This is a genomic window from Runella sp. (genome assembly GCF_965279615.1).
GTDB lineage: Bacteria > Bacteroidota > Bacteroidia > Cytophagales > Spirosomataceae > Runella.
Map to the genome: position 1 here is coordinate 4,700,744 of NZ_OZ257252.1, position 19,526 is coordinate 4,720,269.

Annotated in this window: 19 protein-coding genes; 14 read left to right on the forward strand and 5 right to left on the reverse strand. The window is 43.4% G+C overall.

Annotation, left to right across the window (positions count from 1 at the left end):
• Nucleotides 1-10 precede the first annotated feature (10 nt).
• The 5 genes from ACQY73_RS20145 to ACQY73_RS20165 are packed head-to-tail and all read left to right on the forward strand — an operon-like array spanning nt 11 to nt 1,830.
• The gene (locus ACQY73_RS20145) at nt 11-208 is read left to right on the forward strand and encodes a DNA/RNA non-specific endonuclease (RefSeq protein ID WP_428654230.1); all 198 of its coding nucleotides are present in this window, start codon (nt 11-13) and stop codon (nt 206-208) included.
• Between the two features lie 47 nt (nt 209-255).
• Nucleotides 256-444, forward strand: coding sequence for a DNA/RNA non-specific endonuclease (locus ACQY73_RS20150; RefSeq protein ID WP_428654232.1), 189 nt, complete (start codon nt 256-258; stop codon nt 442-444).
• A gap of 13 nt (nt 445-457) precedes the next feature.
• Nucleotides 458-742 carry a hypothetical protein gene (locus tag ACQY73_RS20155; RefSeq protein WP_428654234.1) on the forward strand — a complete coding sequence of 95 codons (285 nt, stop codon included), beginning with the start codon at nt 458-460 and terminating at the stop codon, nt 740-742.
• An 18-nt stretch (nt 743-760) separates the two neighbouring features.
• Nucleotides 761-1,222 (forward strand): helix-turn-helix domain-containing protein, encoded by a 462-nt coding sequence (locus tag ACQY73_RS20160; RefSeq protein WP_428654236.1) that lies wholly within the window; start codon nt 761-763, stop codon nt 1,220-1,222.
• Nucleotides 1,186-1,830, forward strand: a complete 645-nt coding sequence (locus tag ACQY73_RS20165; RefSeq protein WP_428668507.1) for an IS630 family transposase — start codon at nt 1,186-1,188, stop codon at nt 1,828-1,830. Before ACQY73_RS20160 ends, ACQY73_RS20165 begins: the two co-directional genes overlap by 37 nt.
• Before the next feature lie 188 nt (nt 1,831-2,018).
• Here the strand turns inward: ACQY73_RS20165 and ACQY73_RS20170 are convergent, their stop codons facing one another.
• Entirely contained in the window at nt 2,019-2,489 is a 471-nt protein-coding gene (locus ACQY73_RS20170; RefSeq protein ID WP_428654238.1) for a hypothetical protein, read from the reverse strand.
• On the opposite strand from ACQY73_RS20170, the gene ACQY73_RS20175 reads away from it, so the two are divergent.
• The 8 genes from ACQY73_RS20175 (at nt 2,454) to ACQY73_RS20210 (ending at nt 11,442) form a co-directional block, all read left to right on the forward strand.
• Nucleotides 2,454-4,445 carry a hypothetical protein gene (locus ACQY73_RS20175; RefSeq protein WP_428654240.1) on the forward strand — a complete coding sequence of 664 codons (1,992 nt, stop codon included), beginning with the start codon at nt 2,454-2,456 and terminating at the stop codon, nt 4,443-4,445. The two genes, ACQY73_RS20170 and ACQY73_RS20175, sit on opposite strands and share 36 nt — an antisense overlap.
• Nucleotides 4,442-5,005 carry a hypothetical protein gene (locus ACQY73_RS20180; RefSeq protein WP_428654242.1) on the forward strand — a complete coding sequence of 188 codons (564 nt, stop codon included), beginning with the start codon at nt 4,442-4,444 and terminating at the stop codon, nt 5,003-5,005. Before ACQY73_RS20175 ends, ACQY73_RS20180 begins: the two co-directional genes overlap by 4 nt.
• 43 nt (nt 5,006-5,048) lie before the next feature.
• Nucleotides 5,049-5,564 (forward strand): hypothetical protein, encoded by a 516-nt coding sequence (locus tag ACQY73_RS20185; protein ID WP_428654244.1) that lies wholly within the window; start codon nt 5,049-5,051, stop codon nt 5,562-5,564.
• A gap of 109 nt (nt 5,565-5,673) precedes the next feature.
• On the forward strand, nt 5,674-7,446 hold the full coding sequence (locus tag ACQY73_RS20190) for a hypothetical protein (RefSeq protein ID WP_428654246.1): 1,773 nt from the start codon (nt 5,674-5,676) through the stop codon (nt 7,444-7,446).
• Entirely contained in the window at nt 7,443-8,516 is a 1,074-nt protein-coding gene (locus tag ACQY73_RS20195; RefSeq protein WP_428654248.1) for a hypothetical protein, read from the forward strand. Before ACQY73_RS20190 ends, ACQY73_RS20195 begins: the two co-directional genes overlap by 4 nt.
• A gap of 11 nt (nt 8,517-8,527) precedes the next feature.
• Nucleotides 8,528-9,154 (forward strand): hypothetical protein, encoded by a 627-nt coding sequence (locus ACQY73_RS20200; protein WP_428654250.1) that lies wholly within the window; start codon nt 8,528-8,530, stop codon nt 9,152-9,154.
• Nucleotides 9,151-10,209: a hypothetical protein gene (locus ACQY73_RS20205; protein ID WP_428654252.1), complete on the forward strand. Its 1,059-nt coding sequence runs from the start codon at nt 9,151-9,153 to the stop codon at nt 10,207-10,209. The genes ACQY73_RS20200 and ACQY73_RS20205 overlap by 4 nt, the downstream gene beginning before the upstream one ends.
• A 39-nt stretch (nt 10,210-10,248) precedes the next feature.
• Nucleotides 10,249-11,442 carry a hypothetical protein gene (locus tag ACQY73_RS20210; RefSeq protein WP_428654253.1) on the forward strand — a complete coding sequence of 398 codons (1,194 nt, stop codon included), beginning with the start codon at nt 10,249-10,251 and terminating at the stop codon, nt 11,440-11,442.
• Between the two features lie 281 nt (nt 11,443-11,723).
• Here ACQY73_RS20210 and ACQY73_RS20215 read toward each other — a convergent pair whose 3' ends face one another.
• The 4 genes from ACQY73_RS20215 to cysS form a co-directional block, all read right to left on the reverse strand.
• A complete protein-coding gene (locus tag ACQY73_RS20215; RefSeq protein WP_428654255.1) occupies nt 11,724-14,006 on the reverse strand; it encodes a GH92 family glycosyl hydrolase in 2,283 nt (760 codons plus the stop codon).
• A 40-nt stretch (nt 14,007-14,046) separates the two neighbouring features.
• Nucleotides 14,047-16,422 (reverse strand): gliding motility-associated C-terminal domain-containing protein, encoded by a 2,376-nt coding sequence (locus tag ACQY73_RS20220; RefSeq protein ID WP_428654258.1) that lies wholly within the window; start codon nt 16,420-16,422, stop codon nt 14,047-14,049.
• A 140-nt stretch (nt 16,423-16,562) separates the two neighbouring features.
• Nucleotides 16,563-17,102, reverse strand: a complete 540-nt coding sequence (locus ACQY73_RS20225; RefSeq protein ID WP_428654260.1) for a DUF192 domain-containing protein — start codon at nt 17,100-17,102, stop codon at nt 16,563-16,565.
• A 48-nt stretch (nt 17,103-17,150) separates the two neighbouring features.
• Entirely contained in the window at nt 17,151-18,686 is a 1,536-nt protein-coding gene (gene cysS / locus ACQY73_RS20230) for a cysteine--tRNA ligase (RefSeq protein WP_428654262.1), read from the reverse strand.
• A gap of 207 nt (nt 18,687-18,893) precedes the next feature.
• Between cysS and udk the strand changes: the two genes are divergently transcribed.
• Nucleotides 18,894-19,514, forward strand: coding sequence for a uridine kinase (udk, locus tag ACQY73_RS20235; protein ID WP_428654264.1), 621 nt, complete (start codon nt 18,894-18,896; stop codon nt 19,512-19,514).
• Nucleotides 19,515-19,526: the final 12 nt, after the last annotated feature.

Genomic DNA, 19,526 nt, shown 5'->3' on the forward strand with positions numbered 1-19,526 from the left:
AGCGAACCGTTTGGCTCGCTTTTTTTATTTGAAAACCAACAGCAAGTACAAAATCGGTAAAAACACTTATGAAACAGATGCACAGGGCAGGGTAACAGGTGCCAAAGGTGAATTGGATTTACAAACAGCCGAGCGGAATAATTATCAGCAACGCAAGGGCGTAACCTCCAAAGACGGTGATGTAACTACTGATCAGGGGGGCATTTAGTTGCATCAATATTCAACGGTGCAGGAGAGTAGATCAACTATGTTCCGATGTTGCAAACGCTCAACCAAGGAGCATGGAAAAGCATGGAAAATACTTGGAAAACTGCCCTACAAGCCGGCAAAAAAGTGGAAGTGGACATTAAAGTCATCTACGAAGGGACGAGTAAAAGACCGAAAAAATTTGAGATTACTTACAAAGTAAATGATGATACTTTTGAAAGAGAATTTTTTAACTAAAAACAATTATTGTATGACAGTTAATGAGATTTATTTAGAAATTGGTCAAACAATTTACAATTCAATAGAAGTGGAAGACTGGGAAAAAGCAATTTTAAATATTGAGATTCAAGAGAAATATTTAGGTACGTATTTTTATTATTTTTTAAAAAATAATGACAAAAAAAGTGTCAAACTTATCAAAGGACCGAATTTCTCCAATTTTATTTTTGAACTTCATGCTATTACCACCGAAGGGGGGCATAATCGATGGAATAAATTAGCATTTACTTTAAGTAATCAAGCAAAATTAGTTTAGATTTATTATATTGGCGACATGAGCCGAAAAGAAAAGCATATTGACCTGATAGAATCTGAACAAATTACCTTGCGGGAAGGGGCAAAATATCATCCGAAAGTGGAGTTTAGAGAAAAATGTCGTGCTCTTTTATTGAATCAGGCAGGTGTAACGATTAAACAAATTGCTACCCATCTGGATGTCAATCATAATACCGTCGGAAATTGGATAAATGCTTGGGAAACAGCAGGCATTGTTGGTCTAAATCGCAAAATAGGTCAAGGTCGTAACCCGATTTTGAGCGTCACTAACGCCAGTCATATTCAGCAATTAGACAAGGCAGTTGAGACCCATTCGCAAAATGTGAAAGCGATTCAGGCCGAATTAGTAAAAGAATTGAATACCTCTATGAGTTCAGATACGGTCAAACGCTTTTTAAAAAAAATCATTACTCATGGCGACGCATCCGTCGCTGTACGCATCAAGGCCAAAATAAAATAGTATATGCAGACAAACATGAACGCTGGAAATTATTGCTAACACTTTGGTTATTAGATTATATAGAGCTTTACTTTGCCGATGAGTCCGGCTTTACGATGCAACCCTATGTACCTTACGCCTGGCAAAAAAAAGGAATAACTCAACGTCGATTTGCCCGCAGACAGAAAAATCGCTTAAATGTATTTGGCCTGATGAGTTTGTCCGGTCAGCTAACGGTTTATCACAGTGAAGCCAATCTGGATGGTGCCTTTATTAAGAATTCCCTGGATGATTTTGCTCAAAAATCACACACTAAACCTTACGTCATTGTACTTGATAATGGCCCTATTCATCATGCGAAAGTAGTTAAAGATGAGTTGGATAACTGGGAAAATTTAGGTTTGTCTATTTTTTATTTACCTACTTACAGCCCACACTTGAATCCAATTGAAATTTTGTGGCGCTTCTGCAAATACAGATGGCTCAATAAAACACATTATAAAAGCTGGTCAAAGTTAAAAAAAGTCATTCTTTGTATTTTTAAGGAGTATGGCTCGACATATACCATCAACTTTACAGAGCTTATTATAAAAAATACCCCAATTAATATCAAGCTTAATTTTGCGTGATTACTTATATCCAGATTTTAAGTTTAATTTAGACTTTATTTGGGATCAGGAATGGCAAGATGAGGTGGATGGATATAACAATGAGTTGAAAGCGTAGTATTGTCTTTTAATCAAATGTATTTAAGCGAGCCACACGGTTCGCTTTTTCTATTACCAAATACACCATCACCTGGCAGCATGTTCCGCCTTTATTTTTCCAAAATGGAAACACCGTCCGTCCGACCCAAACGACGACCTATCGGGCCACCTGTCAAACGACCGCCAACCAAACCTCTTCTTCTTTTGTCACGGTTTCCGTCGTTGCCGACGCCAATTGTACGTTTGCGGCCAATGCTTCTCCCTCTCTGATCGGCAACGACGGCAACCGCAGTGCCACCCTGGTTGCCTCGGGCTGTGCCGGAGAGGTCCGTTGGGATCAAAACGCCGGCACCGGGGCCGTAGTATCGGCCCTGCCGGCCCAAACGACTACGTATATCGCCACCTGCACGGCGGCCGGTACGGCATGTACGGCCGAGGTGACCGTCGCGGTCGTGCCCTGCGAAGATTTTACGATTGATATCATCGACAACGCTGCGTTGTCGGCCGTTGGTTGTACCGGAGAGGTGTTGTGGGAGAGGCAGAATTTGAAAGCAAACACCTTCGTTCCCACATCGGCCCAAGCCGGGGTCTACACCGCCACCTGCCTGTCCACAGGCTGTCAGGCATTCATTTTCTTCGCCCCGCCCCCCGCTTATTTGCCCTGTAAGGCCTTCGTGGCCAAAGCGACGCCCGCCCTTGTGTATGCGCGAAAATCCACTTCCATCACTTTTGAGGCTTCCGGCTGTGAGGCGGGTACGGTTCAGTGGAGTAATGGAAAAACCGGATTTTCTTTTACCGAAAACCTTTCGCTCAAAGAAGATTTGACCTATGTAGCGGAATGTATCATAGATGGGGAGAAAGTCCCCACTTCCGTAACGGTCAAAATTTTGCGGAATTCGAGCGGAGAGCCGCTCGACCCGGCGTGCAGCAACTTCACGGCCTTTGCCAAGCCAATCAACAGCGCTCTTTCCGCTCCTTATCCCGCGGGCACCGAGTTTGTGCTGACAGCTCAGAATTGCCCCGGAAAAGTAACCTGGGACCCTTCGTTGGGGCAAGGAAACAAAGTCTCTCCCGACATAACATCATACTATACGGCCACCTGCTATAATGCCGCTCAGAGTGTTTGCGCTTCTCAGAACGTAAAGATTGAGATTCAACAGGACCTCTGTGAGACGTACGGTACACGTACTGACAAAACCGTACGATCGCTGACGCACCTGACCAATGTGGTAGGGATAAACGGACAGACCTGTCCGGGCAAGGTGATTTGGTACAGCAGAGAAGAACGTACGCAAAACTCCATCATTTGTGAACTTTCCCCCGCTAACCCTGCGTATGCGCTGGCGGAGCCGCTTGTTTATAAGGGAGAAACACTCAGTTATTCGTATTTCTATGACTGTTGGGTGGATGCCGGCAGAGTTTGCCGGGGAGATGTCAATTATATCATCAGTAATTCGGGGCAGATAGGCGGTGGCGGCAGGGTATCGGCCTACAACAGCAGTTGTTTGCCGGCCTCCTTGCCTTTGGCCATGACCGATTACCTGGCAAAACTCCTCTGCGACAGCAAACCGCAGTGGCAGGGCTCCGCTGAACGGGCACAGGCATTTTATGCCGCTTTGCAGCAGGCAATTACCGCCGACCCTACCCTGGGATCTTACCAACCCGACTTCAGTAAAGCAGATCAAAATGCCTTACTTACGGCCCTGCGGGCGGCCGATTGTCAGGCGGCCGGGCAGGAACTGTCCAAGGCCTTCAGCGGCAGTATCTCTGTCGATGCCTTCAATCAGAATGTTCGGGGAGGGTATTCAAAAGTTTTAGAATCACTTCTGATATTTAAAGGCCAATTTATTGTTTATACTCGGCATTTTATTCCTGAAACTCGTGATGGTTTTTATGCCTATCGAGGAGATGGTAGAGGATTTTCAAATGTTCCTAATGATGTCCTTGAAGAAGCATATGTTGAAGATGGAGACTGGAAGACGAATTCAGCTCGAGTAATTATTAGAAACTTGATTCATTTTGAGAGAAAAAAAATAGAAGTAAGTAGACCCTATTGCGATTTTACGGAATTGTTAGCTTTTATAAGAAAAGCTGCAGATCCGGAAGTAATAAGTAAACGACTTTCTTTTACCAATAATTTATCATATTGTAATTTAAGTTATACAGCTTCAGACCCATTAGCATTAGGATTAGCTCCTGTATTAAATTATGATTTAACTATTCAAGTAGCATATTTAGCATCTATACAAACGATTAAAGTCACAACATCTTTAGTAGGCGACCCGTATCCTGCCGGTGAAATTTTCATAGTTGATCAACAAAGTAAACAAAGCTGGTTTTTAGATACTTACTCAATTCCGAAAGAAATGGAGATTATTGCCAGTTACCCAGAAAATCATTTGCCTTTAATTAACAATGTTACTTATTTTAAGGTAGATGCTTCCGGTCGAATACGAAGCGCTGTTGATAAGCTTGGGCAACCGGTTGCATTAACGGTCTGGAACAGCTTCTTTCAAAATCGAAACCCAAGAAAATGAAAATGATCCTTAAATTTTTGTTAATCGGCGCAGGTTTTGCGCTCACTCTGATTCTGATTTGGTTCTGCTTAGTATATGATTTTAGAGGGGAAAAAATCCTGGTACCTTCGAATTATAACGGTACGTTTCTTATTTTTTACAATGTAGATGACGGTGAGGAAAAAGTGACTGATGGGTATTTTGGTAGAATTATCTTGAAAATACCTCCTAGCGGAGTTTTAGCGGTGAATTTTAAGGATTACCTATATAGAAACACACCTTTACAGAATAGGGACTATTATCTATATGATCCTTCTAATGGTAAAATTCTTGATAAATTAGCTAATGTAGAAGGAGATTTACTTAAATATTCTAACGGAAAATTCGAATTAAAATCAGCAGGCCATTTTGTTTCGTTAGATTCTTTAAATAAAAGAGGAGAACCAATTCGCGAAGAAGGGTTTCTGACTTATGCCCAAGGTTTTAGTGTAGAGGAATTAATGCGTAGAAAAAATAGCCAGCGAGAAATTGATGGAGATCAAAGTTTGAAACAACGTACGATTGTTTATAAGGCACCTTAGCCCTCTTTGGCGAAGGGGTATCCTATCTTCAGGCACCACAAAAATGAAAACAGTAATTAAATACTTGTTAGTCAGTGTGAGTAGCCTACTTGTGTTTACTCTGATATGGTTTTGCTTGGTTTATGACTTCCGAGGCGAAAAAATATTGATTCCTTATGATTATCAAGGCACTTGCATCATTTTCTATAATGTGCATGATGGTGAAATAAAGAAAACAGACGGTTATTTTGGGAGAATAATTCTAAAAATACCAGCAAACGGTGTATTAACGGTTAACTTTCAAGATGCAGTCAGTAGAAAAACTCCCATCTATAATCGAGAGTACTATTTATATGATACCAAGACAGGCGGTGTTATTTCTCAAATAACAGTAGGCGAGTTTGATATAAACAATAATATGCTTTTAGTTACAGCCCCAATAGCCGTATTTTCGTCAGATAAAATTCCTCCTACTCGCTTTGAATCTTTCCGTTTATTTCAGCATAAGGAGTTTCAATTTTTTAACAAAAAAGTTGATTTAGAAAATACATTTATAACAAAAAAAATAGTATATGAATAAACACTAGCAGGGATTGGCTATGTGTCTTTATTGAACAACACGGCCCACTTCAAGCATCTAACGCTGAGCGTATTAGAAGTTCAAAGGGTTTCGCTACGAAGAAAACGGCGTGTGCGGCTACCGTCAATACGAAGATTCCTATGATTTTCCCGTCAAGACCACCAATACCGTCCTGCCTGATTTAATCCAACCCAATACCACCCCTACGGTAGATAAACGTTTTGATGCCTGCGAGCAGGTAAGGGTGGTGAAGATTGAGGGCAATAGCTTCCGCATTAAAACCACCAATGGCCGCGTGACGGTAGAAGGCACCTGGCAGACCTTTGGCGAGTGCGCTTACTGCCCTGAGGCAGCAGAGAAAGCCCTACAGGCGGCCCTGCAAAAAGCCCGTGACCGCAACGGGGGCAGCATCACCGAAAGTACGCTGATTGTGGAAGGCATCACCAAAACCTACGGTTCGGCGGGAGAAATCACCTATCAGAATATGAAGCTGATGGACATCCTGAAAAATTTGGCCACCACTTATAACAGCCTGTTGGATAAAGCCAAAGTTCCCGAAGAGGTCTGGCTGCCGGGGAAGGAGTTTTATGTCCGAGACGCCAAAGGCATTATCGCAGGTACGCTTGACGGAGCCGCCTCAGAAGCCACTGACAAAGCCCAACTCATCGGTTTGGGGCTGACCGTAATGGCTGATCCCGAAGCAACGTGGGAGGCCTTAGTTTCCTTCAAAAAAGAATTGGATTGGACCAAAGCAGCCACCATTGCCAAAACAATGGCACAAGGCTTGGTGGGATACGATGCTACTGAGTTTGACAAAGGCGGCAGCTACCAAGGGCATGCCACGGGCAAAGTAGCCGGTACTGTTGCGTTCAATATGGTCACGGGTGGCATTGTGCTGAGTATGATCAATAAAGTGCCCGACCTATTGGAGCTATTAGGAAAAGTCATCAAAAAGTTGGAAGACCTCAATTGGTCAAAGGCGGATATTGATGCTTTTACACTGGATTTCCAAAAATCAGAAGACTTACTCAAGAAGTTTGACAGTGGTGAGATTGACCCACAGGTCTGGAAGGCGTTGAAAGATGAAGGAATAGACATAGCCAAACGAACCGCCCCCGAAATTTTGGAAACCATGAGTAAACATTTCAAAGATGTTGACTTCTTGACCAAACTTGGAGGAAGTGTTGAGGCCGGAAAAGCCAAATATGCTCAAATTGTCAAAGAATATGCAGGAAAATGTTCGACATGTGGAAATCAGGGCTATAAAAATCTACCCGATACGCCCGACTTATACTTGAATTCGATGTTTGCCTACACCAAGAAATTTGGCGGAAACAACATAGAGGGTTTTGAAATACCCGCATTCACCGGGCAACCATTCAGCCAAGATGGATTTTATCACATGATGAATCATATGAATGCCAACGTTGACCCCTCTAAGGTTAAAAAAGTAGATATGACCTTTGAAGATGAACTGGGAGAATCATTACCTTGCAGAGGTGGAAGTGGAGCATCCTCTTGCTTTGATGTGCAAATGAAAGATGGTGAAATACCCAAGTTTTATGAGTACAAAAGTGTAGGTACAGTAAAACTTACGCTAAATCAATTTCTAGCTTATTTGAGTAACATTAACTCACTTTCGGAGCTTCGATACATCTTCAACGCCCAAAAGCTTACCACCGAACAGGCAAAAGAGGGAATGAAGGCGTTTTTGATAAAAAATGCCTTCAACTTGTATAAAAGCACTGACAACGGTGGAATAGGCCTGGATAAATGCAAAACGTTATTTGGTGATGAAATGACAACACCACAAAAACTAATCGCGAAATTAGATACTCAGGAAGGGTTTGAGGAACTTTTAACATTTGTAGAAGCAAAATGAAAAAAATCAGAGAGTTTAACCAAATATCTTTTTTTAAGAATGAACCATCAGGGCTCTTCATTCAGGGCAGGGAAATAAATAGTTTCCTGAATGATGATTTTGACGAAATATTTACCCTGCCTACACTGCTCGATTATCAAGTTGTGGACTGTCGGGATTATTACTTAATCACTACCAATTTTGAATATACAAAGATTTACAGAGAAGGTGATGAGGTATTAAAACTGTACAACTATGGTTACCTGCTAAATCATGAAAATGTATTTCTATTGGAAAATTATGAAACAAATGTGATTCAATTGTTTGATATAAAATCTAATATTTTTTCACCTACATATATTAAAAAATGGGGACAGCCCTTCTGGGGTACATCTCTGTTTATTAAGGAAAAAAAAGTTTTAGTTTCCTACTCCCTCACCGATTTTAGCCCCCTGTGGCAATACGAATTGCCCGAAAGTCTTTATAATTGGACAGATGGGGGAGGCTACGCACATAAAGGAGAAATAGAACGAATTATAGGCATTTATGAAGAGATACTTTGGGTATCGCTGAATTCGGGTAGATTATTGGGCATTAATGCCGGTACTGGCGTTCTGTTGTATAATATTTCACAGCCCAATCAATACCCTGAAGGTTATGTTTTCAGAGAAGAAACCAAGTACTTATGGTATGGTCGGCATTGGCAATTAGACAGCCAAAAAGGTATCTTATTTGGACTAACGAGTTGTTATTATTTTGAGTTAGACCTCAATAAACCCAATGAAACCTTTGCCCTATATGATATTTCAGCTACTTGTGAACAACATAGAATCAAAGCCAATATGCCCGTTTTAGAGTGGTCTTGGCAAGGCGATGAAATATTTTTCGGGGAAACAGATTTTGGAAAAGGAGCATCTTATGCAGGCATTTTCAATCGTCAAATCCGCCAAATCACATGGACAAGTCGAGAATTGGGCGAGGAAGGAGTTTTTAAAGGAATCAATAAAATCGAATATCAAGCTAACAGGCTCTACGTCCTAGACCGAGCCGGTACCCTGCATATTTTTGAGAGAGACAGTCCCGCCGGCTAGCGGGACTTTTTTTGTTGCTTTTCAGCCAAAAAAGTTCTTTGGTATTTCACCTATTACTGCTCAATAAGCATATTGATGAATTTCAAGGCTTTGATGGTTTTGATAAAAGTATAAAGGATGCTATAACCAACGCAAACCCTGCGGTGCAGGACGGTTTCTGGCATGGCATGAAAGTCACTGAGGCATTAGGGTATAAAAAAACGGATGTCAGCAAGTTTGATATGGAATTTGAAGCAGAAGGGCTACCCTGTGAAAAATGCAAATTTGATTTGTTACTTAATGCTGATGCTGCTAACCCTAATAATTTGCTGTTGGTAGAGTTTAAAAGTTATCAGGATGTTACGAAAATTTCGTTAGACCAGTTCAAAAACTACCTCAGTTCAGTGATTGGATTACGTCAAATGAAGTACATCTTCAACGCCCAAAAGCTCACCACCGAACAGGCAAAAGAGGGGATGAAGGCGTTTTTGATAAAAAATGCCTTCAACTTGTATAAAAGCACTGACAACGGCGGAATAGGCCTGGATAAATGCAAAACGTTATTTGGTGATGAAATGACAACACCACAAAAACTAATCGCGAAATTAGATACTCAGGAAGGGTTTGAGGAACTTTTAACATTTGTAGAAGCAAAATGAAAAAAATCAGAGAGTTTAACCAAATATCTTTTTTTAAGAATGAACCATCAGGGCTCTTCATTCAGGGCAGGGAAATAAATAGTTTCCTGAATGATGATTTTGACGAAATATTTACCCTGCCTACACTGCTCGATTATCAAGTTGTGGACTGTCGGGATTATTACTTAATCACTACCAATTTTGAATATACAAAGATTTACAGAGAAGGTGATGAGGTATTAAACCTGTACAACTATGGTTACCTGCTAAATTATGAAAATGTATTTCTATTGGAAAATTATGAAACAAATGTGATTCAATTGTTTGATATAAAATCTAATATTTTTTCACCTACACATATTAAAAAATGGGGACAGCCCTTCTGGGGTACATCTCTGTTTATTAAGGAAAAAAAAGTTTTAGTTTCCTACTCCCTCACCGATTTTAGCCCCCTCTGGCAATACGAATTGCCCGAAAGTCTTTACGATTGGGCAGACCGTTTTGGTACAAACTACAAAGCGGAGATAGAACGAATTATTGGGGTTTATGAAGATATTTTGTGGGTAGCTCTCAGTTCGGGTAGGCTGTTGGGATTGTCTGTTGGAAATGGCAAAACTCTATATGACCTCGCTGCCCCTGCTAATTTTGAAGAGTATTTCCCCAATTCCCCCCTCCAATTTGGGGCTAATCATTCGCAATTAGACGGTCAAATAGGTAAGCTTTTTGGTCTAAGACTAAATTATTACTGGGAAATTAATTTATCCAATCCAACCAATGAATATATTTTGTACGATATTACAGAGACACTCAAAGAAAAACAGCTAACAGCTAAACATATAGAATATAGTACTTGGCAAGGAGATGAAATTGTTTTTTATGAGTGGAGTTTTGCCCAAGACCCCTCTTATGCAGGCATTTTCAATCGTCAAACCCGCCAAATCACCTGGACAAGTCGAGAATTAGGCGAGGAGGGCGTTTTTAAAGGAATTCATAAAATCGAATATCACCAAAACCGGCTTTATGTCCTGGACCGAGCCGGTACACTTCGCATTTTCGAGAGAGATAGCCCCGCATAGTCGGGGCTTTTTTTGTGCCACTCTGGGATAAAAACTTCTTTGTTCAAAGCCTTCGAGCTTCCGCAGGGAGCCACGCCTTTGTTTTTTAAAGAGGTAAAATACCCCCAAGGCACACTGCATGGCTTTGAACTGGCCGACGGGCGGCGTTTCTACGCCCAATTGGATGGTCCCGGCACCAATATGTACGGCTATGTATCCCAATTGGACAACGTCACCAAATTTCAAAACCCGATGCCGCCTGCCACAGGACGCCAAAAGGCCTATCTGCTGTTTCGCTACGAAGAAAACGGCGTGTGCGGCTACCGTCAATACGAAGATTCGTATGATTTTCCCGTCAAGACCACCAATACCGTCCTGCCTGATTTAATCCAACCCAATACCACCCCTACGGTAGATAAACGCTTTGAAGCCTGCGAGCAGATAACGGTGGTGAAGATTGACGGCAATACCTTCCGCATCAAAACCACTAATGGCCGCGTGACGGTAGAAGGCACTTGGCAGACCTTTGGCAAGTGCGCTGACTGCCCTGAGGCAGCAGAGAAAGCCCTACAGGCAGCGCTGCTAAAGGCCCGTGACCGCAACGGGGGTAGCATCACCGAAAGTACGCTGATTGTGGAAGGCATCACCAAAACCTACGGTTCGGCGGGAGAAATCACCTATCAGAACATGAACCTGATGGACATCCTGAAAAACCTCTCCAAGACTTATAACAGCCTTGTGGACAAGGCCAAGGTGCCCGAAGCCGTTTGGAAACCACAGGAAGACCTGCCGGCTGAAGAGAAGAATTTCATTGTGCAGGATAAAACGCGGGTGATTTCGGGGGCCTTGGATCAGGGGATTGAGGAGGCCAGAGACCTGCCCGAATTGGTGGGTATGGGACTGAAAGTAGCCTCCGACCCACAAGGGGCATATGATGAACTGAGCACATTTACGCAGCAAATGAGTTGGCAAAAAGCCAAAGATTTTGCCAAAGAAGCGGCCAAAAGTACGGTACAGTACGATTATCTGACCAATCCCAAAAACGAGTACAAACTTTATGGTACGGGACGTTTGGGGGTATCCATTGTCAAATTAGCCGCAGGCGGAGCCGCGCTCAAGTTTGCGGCCATGGTCAAAAAATCTCCTGATTTCTTGACCTTATGGAATAAGCTGAGAGATAAAATGGATAACCTCAACCGGACCCAAGCTGATAAAGACCGTATAATTATTCCGGTGCCTACTTCCTACGGATAAGCGACGCAAAAATTCACCAAACCGTAAAGTTTCAACTACATTATACTTGCACTGATGATAATGCTTAAGGATGAGCAAAAATCCTTTAAAACTACCGATAATTCGCTAAAGATGTTCATGAGGGTAGGAGAAAAAGGCAGTCTAATTATTTTATGGCGTTTTGTATATTATCTCTGCATAAGCTAAAAGAGCATTACAAGCATAAAGTTATCAAAATTAAAGCCGTTAATGATGAATCAACGGCTTTAAAATTAGTAGTAAATTTATCGTTTTAGATTTCTCTACTTCCCCGAAAACGAATACGGAAAACTGCTTGGCTGCGCACCTCGGGTTTGATTGGGTTGCGCCGACATTTTGAAATCCAGTGTGCCGCCCTGTTGGAGCGCATGGTGTTCTAAATAATTCAGCGTGTGTGGCTTACCGTTGAATGTCACTTGGTCTACGTACACTTGTTTTGTGCCGTTTTCGGGAGCGTTGATGGTGAGTTTTTTGCCGTTTTCAAAAGTCATGGTCATGTGCTTGAACAACGGACTGCCGATCACGTATTGCGTGGTGCCGGGGCAAACGGGATAAAAACCGAGCGCGCTGAATACGTACCAAGCTGATGTTTGGCCGTTGTCTTCGTCGCCACAATAGCCGTCGGGCGTGGGTTGGTAAAGTTTGTCCATGATCTGACGGATCCAATACTGTGATTTCCACGGCTGCCCGGCGTAGTTGTACAAATACGGCATGTGCTGAATCGGCTGATTGCCGTGAGCGTATTGGCCCATGTTCATGATTTGCATCTCGCGGATCTCGTGAATCACAAAACCGTAATACGATTCGTCAAAAACGGGTGGCAGGATAAACACGCTGTCGAGTTTTTGGGCGAAAGCGGCGTTGCCGCCCATGAGTTTGGAAAGGCCGTTGATATCGTGAAAAACTGACCACGTATAGTGCCAACTGTTACCTTCCGTAAACGCATCTCCCCACTTGTAAGGACTGAAAGGTTTCTGAAAATCGCCGGCTTTGTTGCGTCCGCGCATGAGTTTGGTCTGGGGGTCGAACAAATTACGGTAGTTTTGATTGCGCTTGGCAAAAAGTGCTATTTCACTTTCGGGACGTTTGAGGATTTTTGCCAATTGCCAAATACAAAAATCAGCGTACGCATATTCCAACGTCCGGGCCGCATTTTCGTTGATTTTAACATCGTATGGCACATAGCCGAGTTCATTATAATACTCGTGGCCAAAACGCCCCACAGAACTCAACGTTCCGGCATTTTCGGTGTTTTTCAGAACGGCTTCGTAAAGCGTATTAATGTCATACCCGCGAATTCCTTTGATGTAGGCATCGGCGATCAACGAGGCGGAATTGGAGCCGATCATACAGTCGCGGTGGCCGGGACTGGCCCATTCGGGCAAAAAACCGCTTTCTTTGTACGCGTTTACCAATCCTTCCATGATTTGGCTGTCAAGGGTTGGGTACATCAGCGTAAAAAACGGAATGGCCGACCGGAATGTATCCCAAAAACCGTTGTCGGTAAACATATATCCCGGCAAAACCTGACCATTGTAAGGACTGTAATGCACCACTTTGTTTTGTGCGTCAAATTCATAAAACTTACGCGGAAACAACAACGCTCGGTACAAACACGAATAAAACGTGCGAATTTGCGTGTCGGTACCGCCGTCTACGGTCAACCGCCCCAATTCCTGATTCCACGCCTTTTGGCCTTTCTGCATGGTAGTGGCGAAATCGTCATTGCTCAATTCCCGCGTCAGATTCAGGGTTGCCTGCTCGGCACTGATAAACGAGGAAGCCACTTTGATGTGAACCACTTCTCCCTGCTTGGTTTTGAAACCGATCACGGCACCAACATGTTGGTCTTTTTGCTCAAGATTTCCTTTGGACAATTTTTGGTCTGACCAAGTGGCATTGTAAGTAAACGGTTTATCAAAACGTAATTCAAAATAATTTCTGAAATTGAGCGGAACGCCACCGCTGTTTTGAGTGCTGTAGCCGATGATTTTCTGTTGTTCCGGAATGATCTTAATGTAAGAACCTTTGGCAAACGCATCAATAACCACAAAGGCACTGTCGGTTTTGGGGAAAGTAAGACGGAATTGCGCGGCGCGCTCGGTAGGAGCGATTTCAACCTGCGTATCGTGGTCGGCCAGATAAACGCTGTAATAATGAGGTTTAACAACTTCTGCTTTGTGCGAGAACCAACTTTGGCGGGCTTCTTCCGTAAATTTTAATTTTCCCGTGACAGGCATGATCGAAAACATACCATAATCATTGATCCACGGGCTTGGTTGGTGGGTTTGTTTGAAGCCGCGAATTTTATTTGAGGTATACATATACATCCAACCGTCGCCGTTCTTGCCCGTTTGCGGACACCAAAAATTCATTCCCCAGGGAGTGGCAATGGCGGGGTACGTGTTACCGGCCGAAAGCTCGTGTCTGGAATCTGTACCCATCAACGGGTTGACCCATTGAGTGTAATCTTTGGGAGAAACCTGTGCAAAACCTGTTTGCACTATGAAAAGAGCCAAAAATAAAGGCCGAAGTAAAGTTTGCATAAGTAGTAGAAGGATTTGTCGGTGCGATTTTACAACAAAATCACCGAATCACGTTCAAACTTCCCGTCAATTTATACTCTACTTCCCGCAAATAGATGTGATAATAATACGTGCCGACCGGCACGAGGTCGCCGTTCCATCGCCCATCCCACGGTGTTTCGTAACCTTTGTTGCTAAATACTAAATTGCCCCAACGATTAAAGATCTCTACGGTACAATTGGGGAAGTCGCGGATACCGGCAATTTCCCATGAATCATTGCTGCCGTCGTTATTTGGAGTGAATCCGTTAGGTATAATGAGGTCAATGACAGTAACAACTACTTCCGCTTCCGCTACGCAACCTTGCTCAGTAGTAACTGTAACTTTATAAGTGGTGGTACGGTCGGGACTAACGACGGGATTTAGCGATTGCGGATTGTTAAGGCCAAGAGTTGGAAACCATACAACCGTTGAGTTGAGCGGCAAAAGGGTTTTGATTTGCACACTGTCTCCCCGTAGAACGGTTAATTTTTTAGAAACCTCGATCCGGGGAGGCGGAGCAATGGAAGCGTTTTTGATATCTCTTGCCGAGCAACCCTGTTCATTGGTGTAAGTATAAGTAATGGGATACGTGCCGGACGCCAGATCCTGACTCACAAACCGGTTTCCTACCACACCCTGTCCGCTGAATGTTCCTCCGGCGGGAGTACCTGACAAGGTAACTGCCTGTAAACTTGACGTGCATAATGAAGGGATAGAATCAAGAACTACTTTGGGCGAAGGCTTGACAATAACGTTAATGGAAACAGAATGCGTAGTGCATTTAGTGGCAGTATCGTACACGGCCACGGAATAACGCCCTGATTGTGTGGGAATAAATTCATTTTCAAAAGCATTAAACAGCGGAGTTTCTTCCTGATACCAAGCATAATCGTAGCCATTATTGCGAGGCGTAATGAGTTTTACGGAGTCATTGGCGCAGAAAACAGGCGTTCCGGAAATAGTTAGTGAAGCGGTCGGTGCCGAAATAAGCTTAATCACGACGCTGTCTTTTGCAACGCATTTAGTGTTTCCGTCCGTCACAGATACACTATAGGTTCCGGGCTGTTTTACGTTAGGAAAAATTTGACTCGAGTTTCCGGTTTCAATGCCGTTCTGTAGCCACTTAATACTTGCGTTTGCGGGCAGCCCAATGCTCAGATTAGTGCTGTCGTTGGAGCATAAAGGCAACGGACGGCTTGACGAGATACGGACCTCGGGAGCACTTTTTACCGTTATGCGAGAAGAGTTTGACGTTGACTCTTCTGTTCCGCAGCTTTCGGCAAATCGCTTTACAATGGTATAATTGCCTGATTGATAAATGCCTAAAGAAAGCGAATTTGCATCGGCAATGGGTTGGTCATCCTTTAACCATTGGTAAGCCCATTGAGGATTTTCGTCGTTGGCTTTCAGAACCACGGAATCGCCTTTGCACATCTCTACGGATGAAACATGGCCGGCCGAAGATTGATAAACAACAGAGGGCGAAGCGGTTAATATTTCAATAAAAACGGGCGCTGGGGTCGAAGAGATACAATCCACGACGTTAAAGACAAATTCTCGGCGTACTTCGCCCACTTTTACACCCTGTTTCCATTCTTCGCAGCGAACAGCAAACGCAAACAGGCCTATTTGAGATGCATTGACATGAATTTTGCCCGTTTTAGCGTCAATGCTGAGCGGATGTAGCCCGGAAATAGCCCTGGTACTGTCGAAACCGTTGGCCCAAATGGCGCGGGCATAAGGTCCTGCTTTGGATTTATCAGGAAAAGTACCTCCTTGATCGGCAGAGCCAATGAGCGGTGTTACAATGCTGTAGCGTAATTCATTTCCCGCGGTGCCGGTTGCCCCAAAATCTGCTTCAAAGTTTTTTCCAACGCAGACGTATTTAACTTCCGGCGTTTTAAATTGAGGCAAACCGGCCGGAATGCCACTCACCGGAATTTCGGCATAAAAGGCTAAACCGACTTTATTGGGTGTTTGGATATTAACAATGCCTCCATTACGACAACATTCTTCCCACGCAAAATAGGTTCCTGCCGGGTCATTGTAATTAGTGGCCGAGAAAGTCACCATTGCAGTGTAGCGAGCAAGCGTTATCTTGGATTCGCGCGGATTGGGTACGCAACGGGCATTGGAATATGGGATTTCCTGAAGTGCAGAACGGGTAAGCGTAAAATCTTCGATGCGCGTGTTGGCGCTTTTCTTAAACGAAGAAATAAAAGCTTTGTCGTCAACACTGCCGAGTACGCCGTCGTAGATCAGCGTTAAAGTGAGAAGATAATTGGTAGAAGTTGGGCTTTGTTTGGTAAGCGCAATATCCCCGCCGATGATGTGACTTGCCCACGCCCCCGCACTCCATAGCATCAATAGCCCGCACAAAATCCGGCACTTCATGTAAGTCAGTTCGTAGTTGAAATGATAGGTGAATAAATAAAATCTCCCGCTGACTGCCAATAAATTACGCCATTGTGTTTTTCAAAATGACGAATTTCGTTTTTAAATCTTTACAACTATTGTTCCAAAATAGAGCGTCTCTAAAACGTAATCGCATCACCGACCTGAATACCGTATTTATCACAATATCCGCCGTTTACTTCCACTACGTATTGTGCATCGCCAAAAGAAGGAAGGCTTTCTTCGGAATAGGGTTTCGCCCTTTTTTGAATGGAAACGATCTTTTTGTTTTGGTCAACATAAATGATGTCCAACGAGATCATGGTGTTTTTCATCCAAAAGCTTTGCGGAACGGCCTGTTCAAAAACGAATAACATTCCCACTGAGTCTGAAAGATAAGGCCTAAACATCAATCCCTTTTGGCGTTCGGTCTCATTTTCGGCAATTTCTACGTCGATTTTACGGAATTTTTTACCGCCTTTCAAAAATACCACTTCACCTTCCTTAACAACACCCCCTTCAGTAGCAGCAGGAGCCGTTGACGAAGCCGCAGACCCGTTCTCCGTCGAAACTGACTCATTACGGTTGGAAATAAGCAAGGGCCTCAGAAGGTATAAAGCCCCTGCCAATACAAAGACAGCCAATAAAATATAACTAACGTACGAACGACGATTCTGCATAAAAGACATTGATAACGTTGGACAATAACTATTGGACTGCTTTAAAAATTATTCTTCATACGCCCAGTCGATCCGATGTTTCATGTCTCGGATGACTAAGTTTTGAGCCTTGAAATAAGAACGAACCTGATCTACCTTGTCGTATTGTTGGGCAGATTTGTATTCACGATACAGGTCGAGCATACCGCTCAGCACTGAATTGTTTTCAAGTTTTTCTTCTTTCAACCCCAACACTTCTTCCGTAAAAGTTACGTATTTTTCTTTCAATAGTGCAAATCCTTCCTCACCCAAAGCCGCAGGGTCTAATTGGTTGAGATAGATCATGTTGACGTATTTCAACAAATTAAATAACTGCGCAATGGCTACGGCTGTGTTGAGATCATCGTTCATGGCATCATAAAATCCCTGAACCGTTTTTTTGATATCAGCCACTTTCTTTTCATCTATTTGGACGCCGGGCGTTGATACCTTTAAGCCTGAACCATTGGACGAACTTTCTACCTCAGCGGGAATGTAAGTCAATGATTTGATGGCCTTAAGCCCGTTGATGATACGTTTGTAAGCCTTTTGAGAACCTTTGAGGGCATCATTGGAAAAATCAAGCGTGCTTCGGTATTGGCTTTGCAGCATGAAAAACCGCGAAGTCATGGGACTGTACGCCTGATCGAGCAACGGGTGATTGCCGGAAAATAACTCTGCCGGTAAAAATGAATTACCCAACGATTTCGACATTTTTTGCCCATTGACCGTCAGCATATTGGAGTGCATCCAATAACGTACCGGTTCCGTTCCGTTCAAGCCTGTTCCCTGCGCGATCTCGCATTCATGGTGCGGAAATTTCAAGTCCATGCCTCCGCCGTGAATGTCAAATTGTTTGCCTAAGTATTTGGTACTCATGCAGGTACATTCCAAATGCCATCCCGGAAAGCCTCTTCCCCAAGGAGATTCCCATTGCATGATGTGTTCGGGAGCGGCTTTTTTCCAAATGGCGAAATCAAGTGGATTACGTTTTTCGGAAGTACCTTCCAATTCACGGGTTTCGGTAAAAAGGTCTTCCAATACCCGCCCCGAAAGCTTCCCGTAATTATTCCCGTTGGCATTGTATTGATTGATATCAAAATAAACCGAGCCGTTGGATTCATACGCCAGTCCTTTGTCGATCAGGTCTTTGACAGCTTCGATTTGCTCGATCAAATGGCCCGTTGCGGTAGGTTCTATGCTGGGCGTACGAAAATTAAGTTGATCCAATACCTGATGAAAATCGTTGGTATAGCGCTGAACGATCTCCATGGGTTCCAACTTTTCCAGTTTCGCCATCCGTCCGATCTTGTCTTCTCCTTCATCACCGTCGCCGACAAGGTGACCCACGTCGGTAATATTGCGCACATAACGGACTTTATAGCCAATGTGCGTCAGGTACCGAAAAAGAATGTCGAACGTCAGGAAGGTACGGACATTGCCCAAGTGTACGTAATTATAGACCGTAGGGCCGCAAACATACAAGCCTACGTGCGGCGGGCTGAGCGGTTGGAAAAGTTCTTTTTGGCGGGCAAGCGAATTATAGATTTTGAGTGGTTGTGTCATGATAAGATAATACTGAATACTGGTTTATGAAATTGATTTTCTGAAACGCAGTATCAGCAACATCGAAAAAGGCCAACCCGAAGAATTTTCAAAAACATAGCAGGAGAAAATGTAATTTAACCGCAAAACTAACAATTTGTTGCGGGTTCTTTTACAAATTCGGTGCCGGAAGTTCGGTATTTAAACATGGCCACGTAACTTTACCGCATGAAAAAACCTTTTATCGTTGGAATCACGGGCGGGAGTGCATCGGGAAAGACCTATTTTCTTAACAGCCTGATGGGCGCTTTTGGCGAAGACGAGATCTGTCTGATTTCGCAAGACCATTATTACCGCGCTCGGCACGAAGTGCCGGTCGATGAAAACGGGGTTCATAACTTTGATCTGCCCTACGCCATCAATCACCGTAAATACGCCGAGCACATTATTGATCTTCGGGAGGGCAAGACGGTTGAGCAGTTGGAATATACCTTTAACAATCCTGCCATTATTCCGCAGATGCTTACGTTCAGGCCAACGCCGATCATTGTGGTAGAAGGAATTTTTGTATTTTACTTCAAAGAAATTGCGGAGTTGTTGGATCTGAAGATATTTATTGACGCCAAAGAGCATATCAAACTTAAACGCCGCATTATCCGCGATCAGGTAGAGCGTGGCTACGATCTTACCGATGTGTTGTATCGTTGGGAAAACCACGTATTTCCAACATACGAGCAATTCATAAAGCCCTCAAAGGCAGACGCAGATATAATTATCCCTAACAACCGACATTTTCATCGCGGTTTGGAAGTGGTAAAAGCATTTTTGAAAAGCAAGATCGAACCTTAACGGAAATCAGCC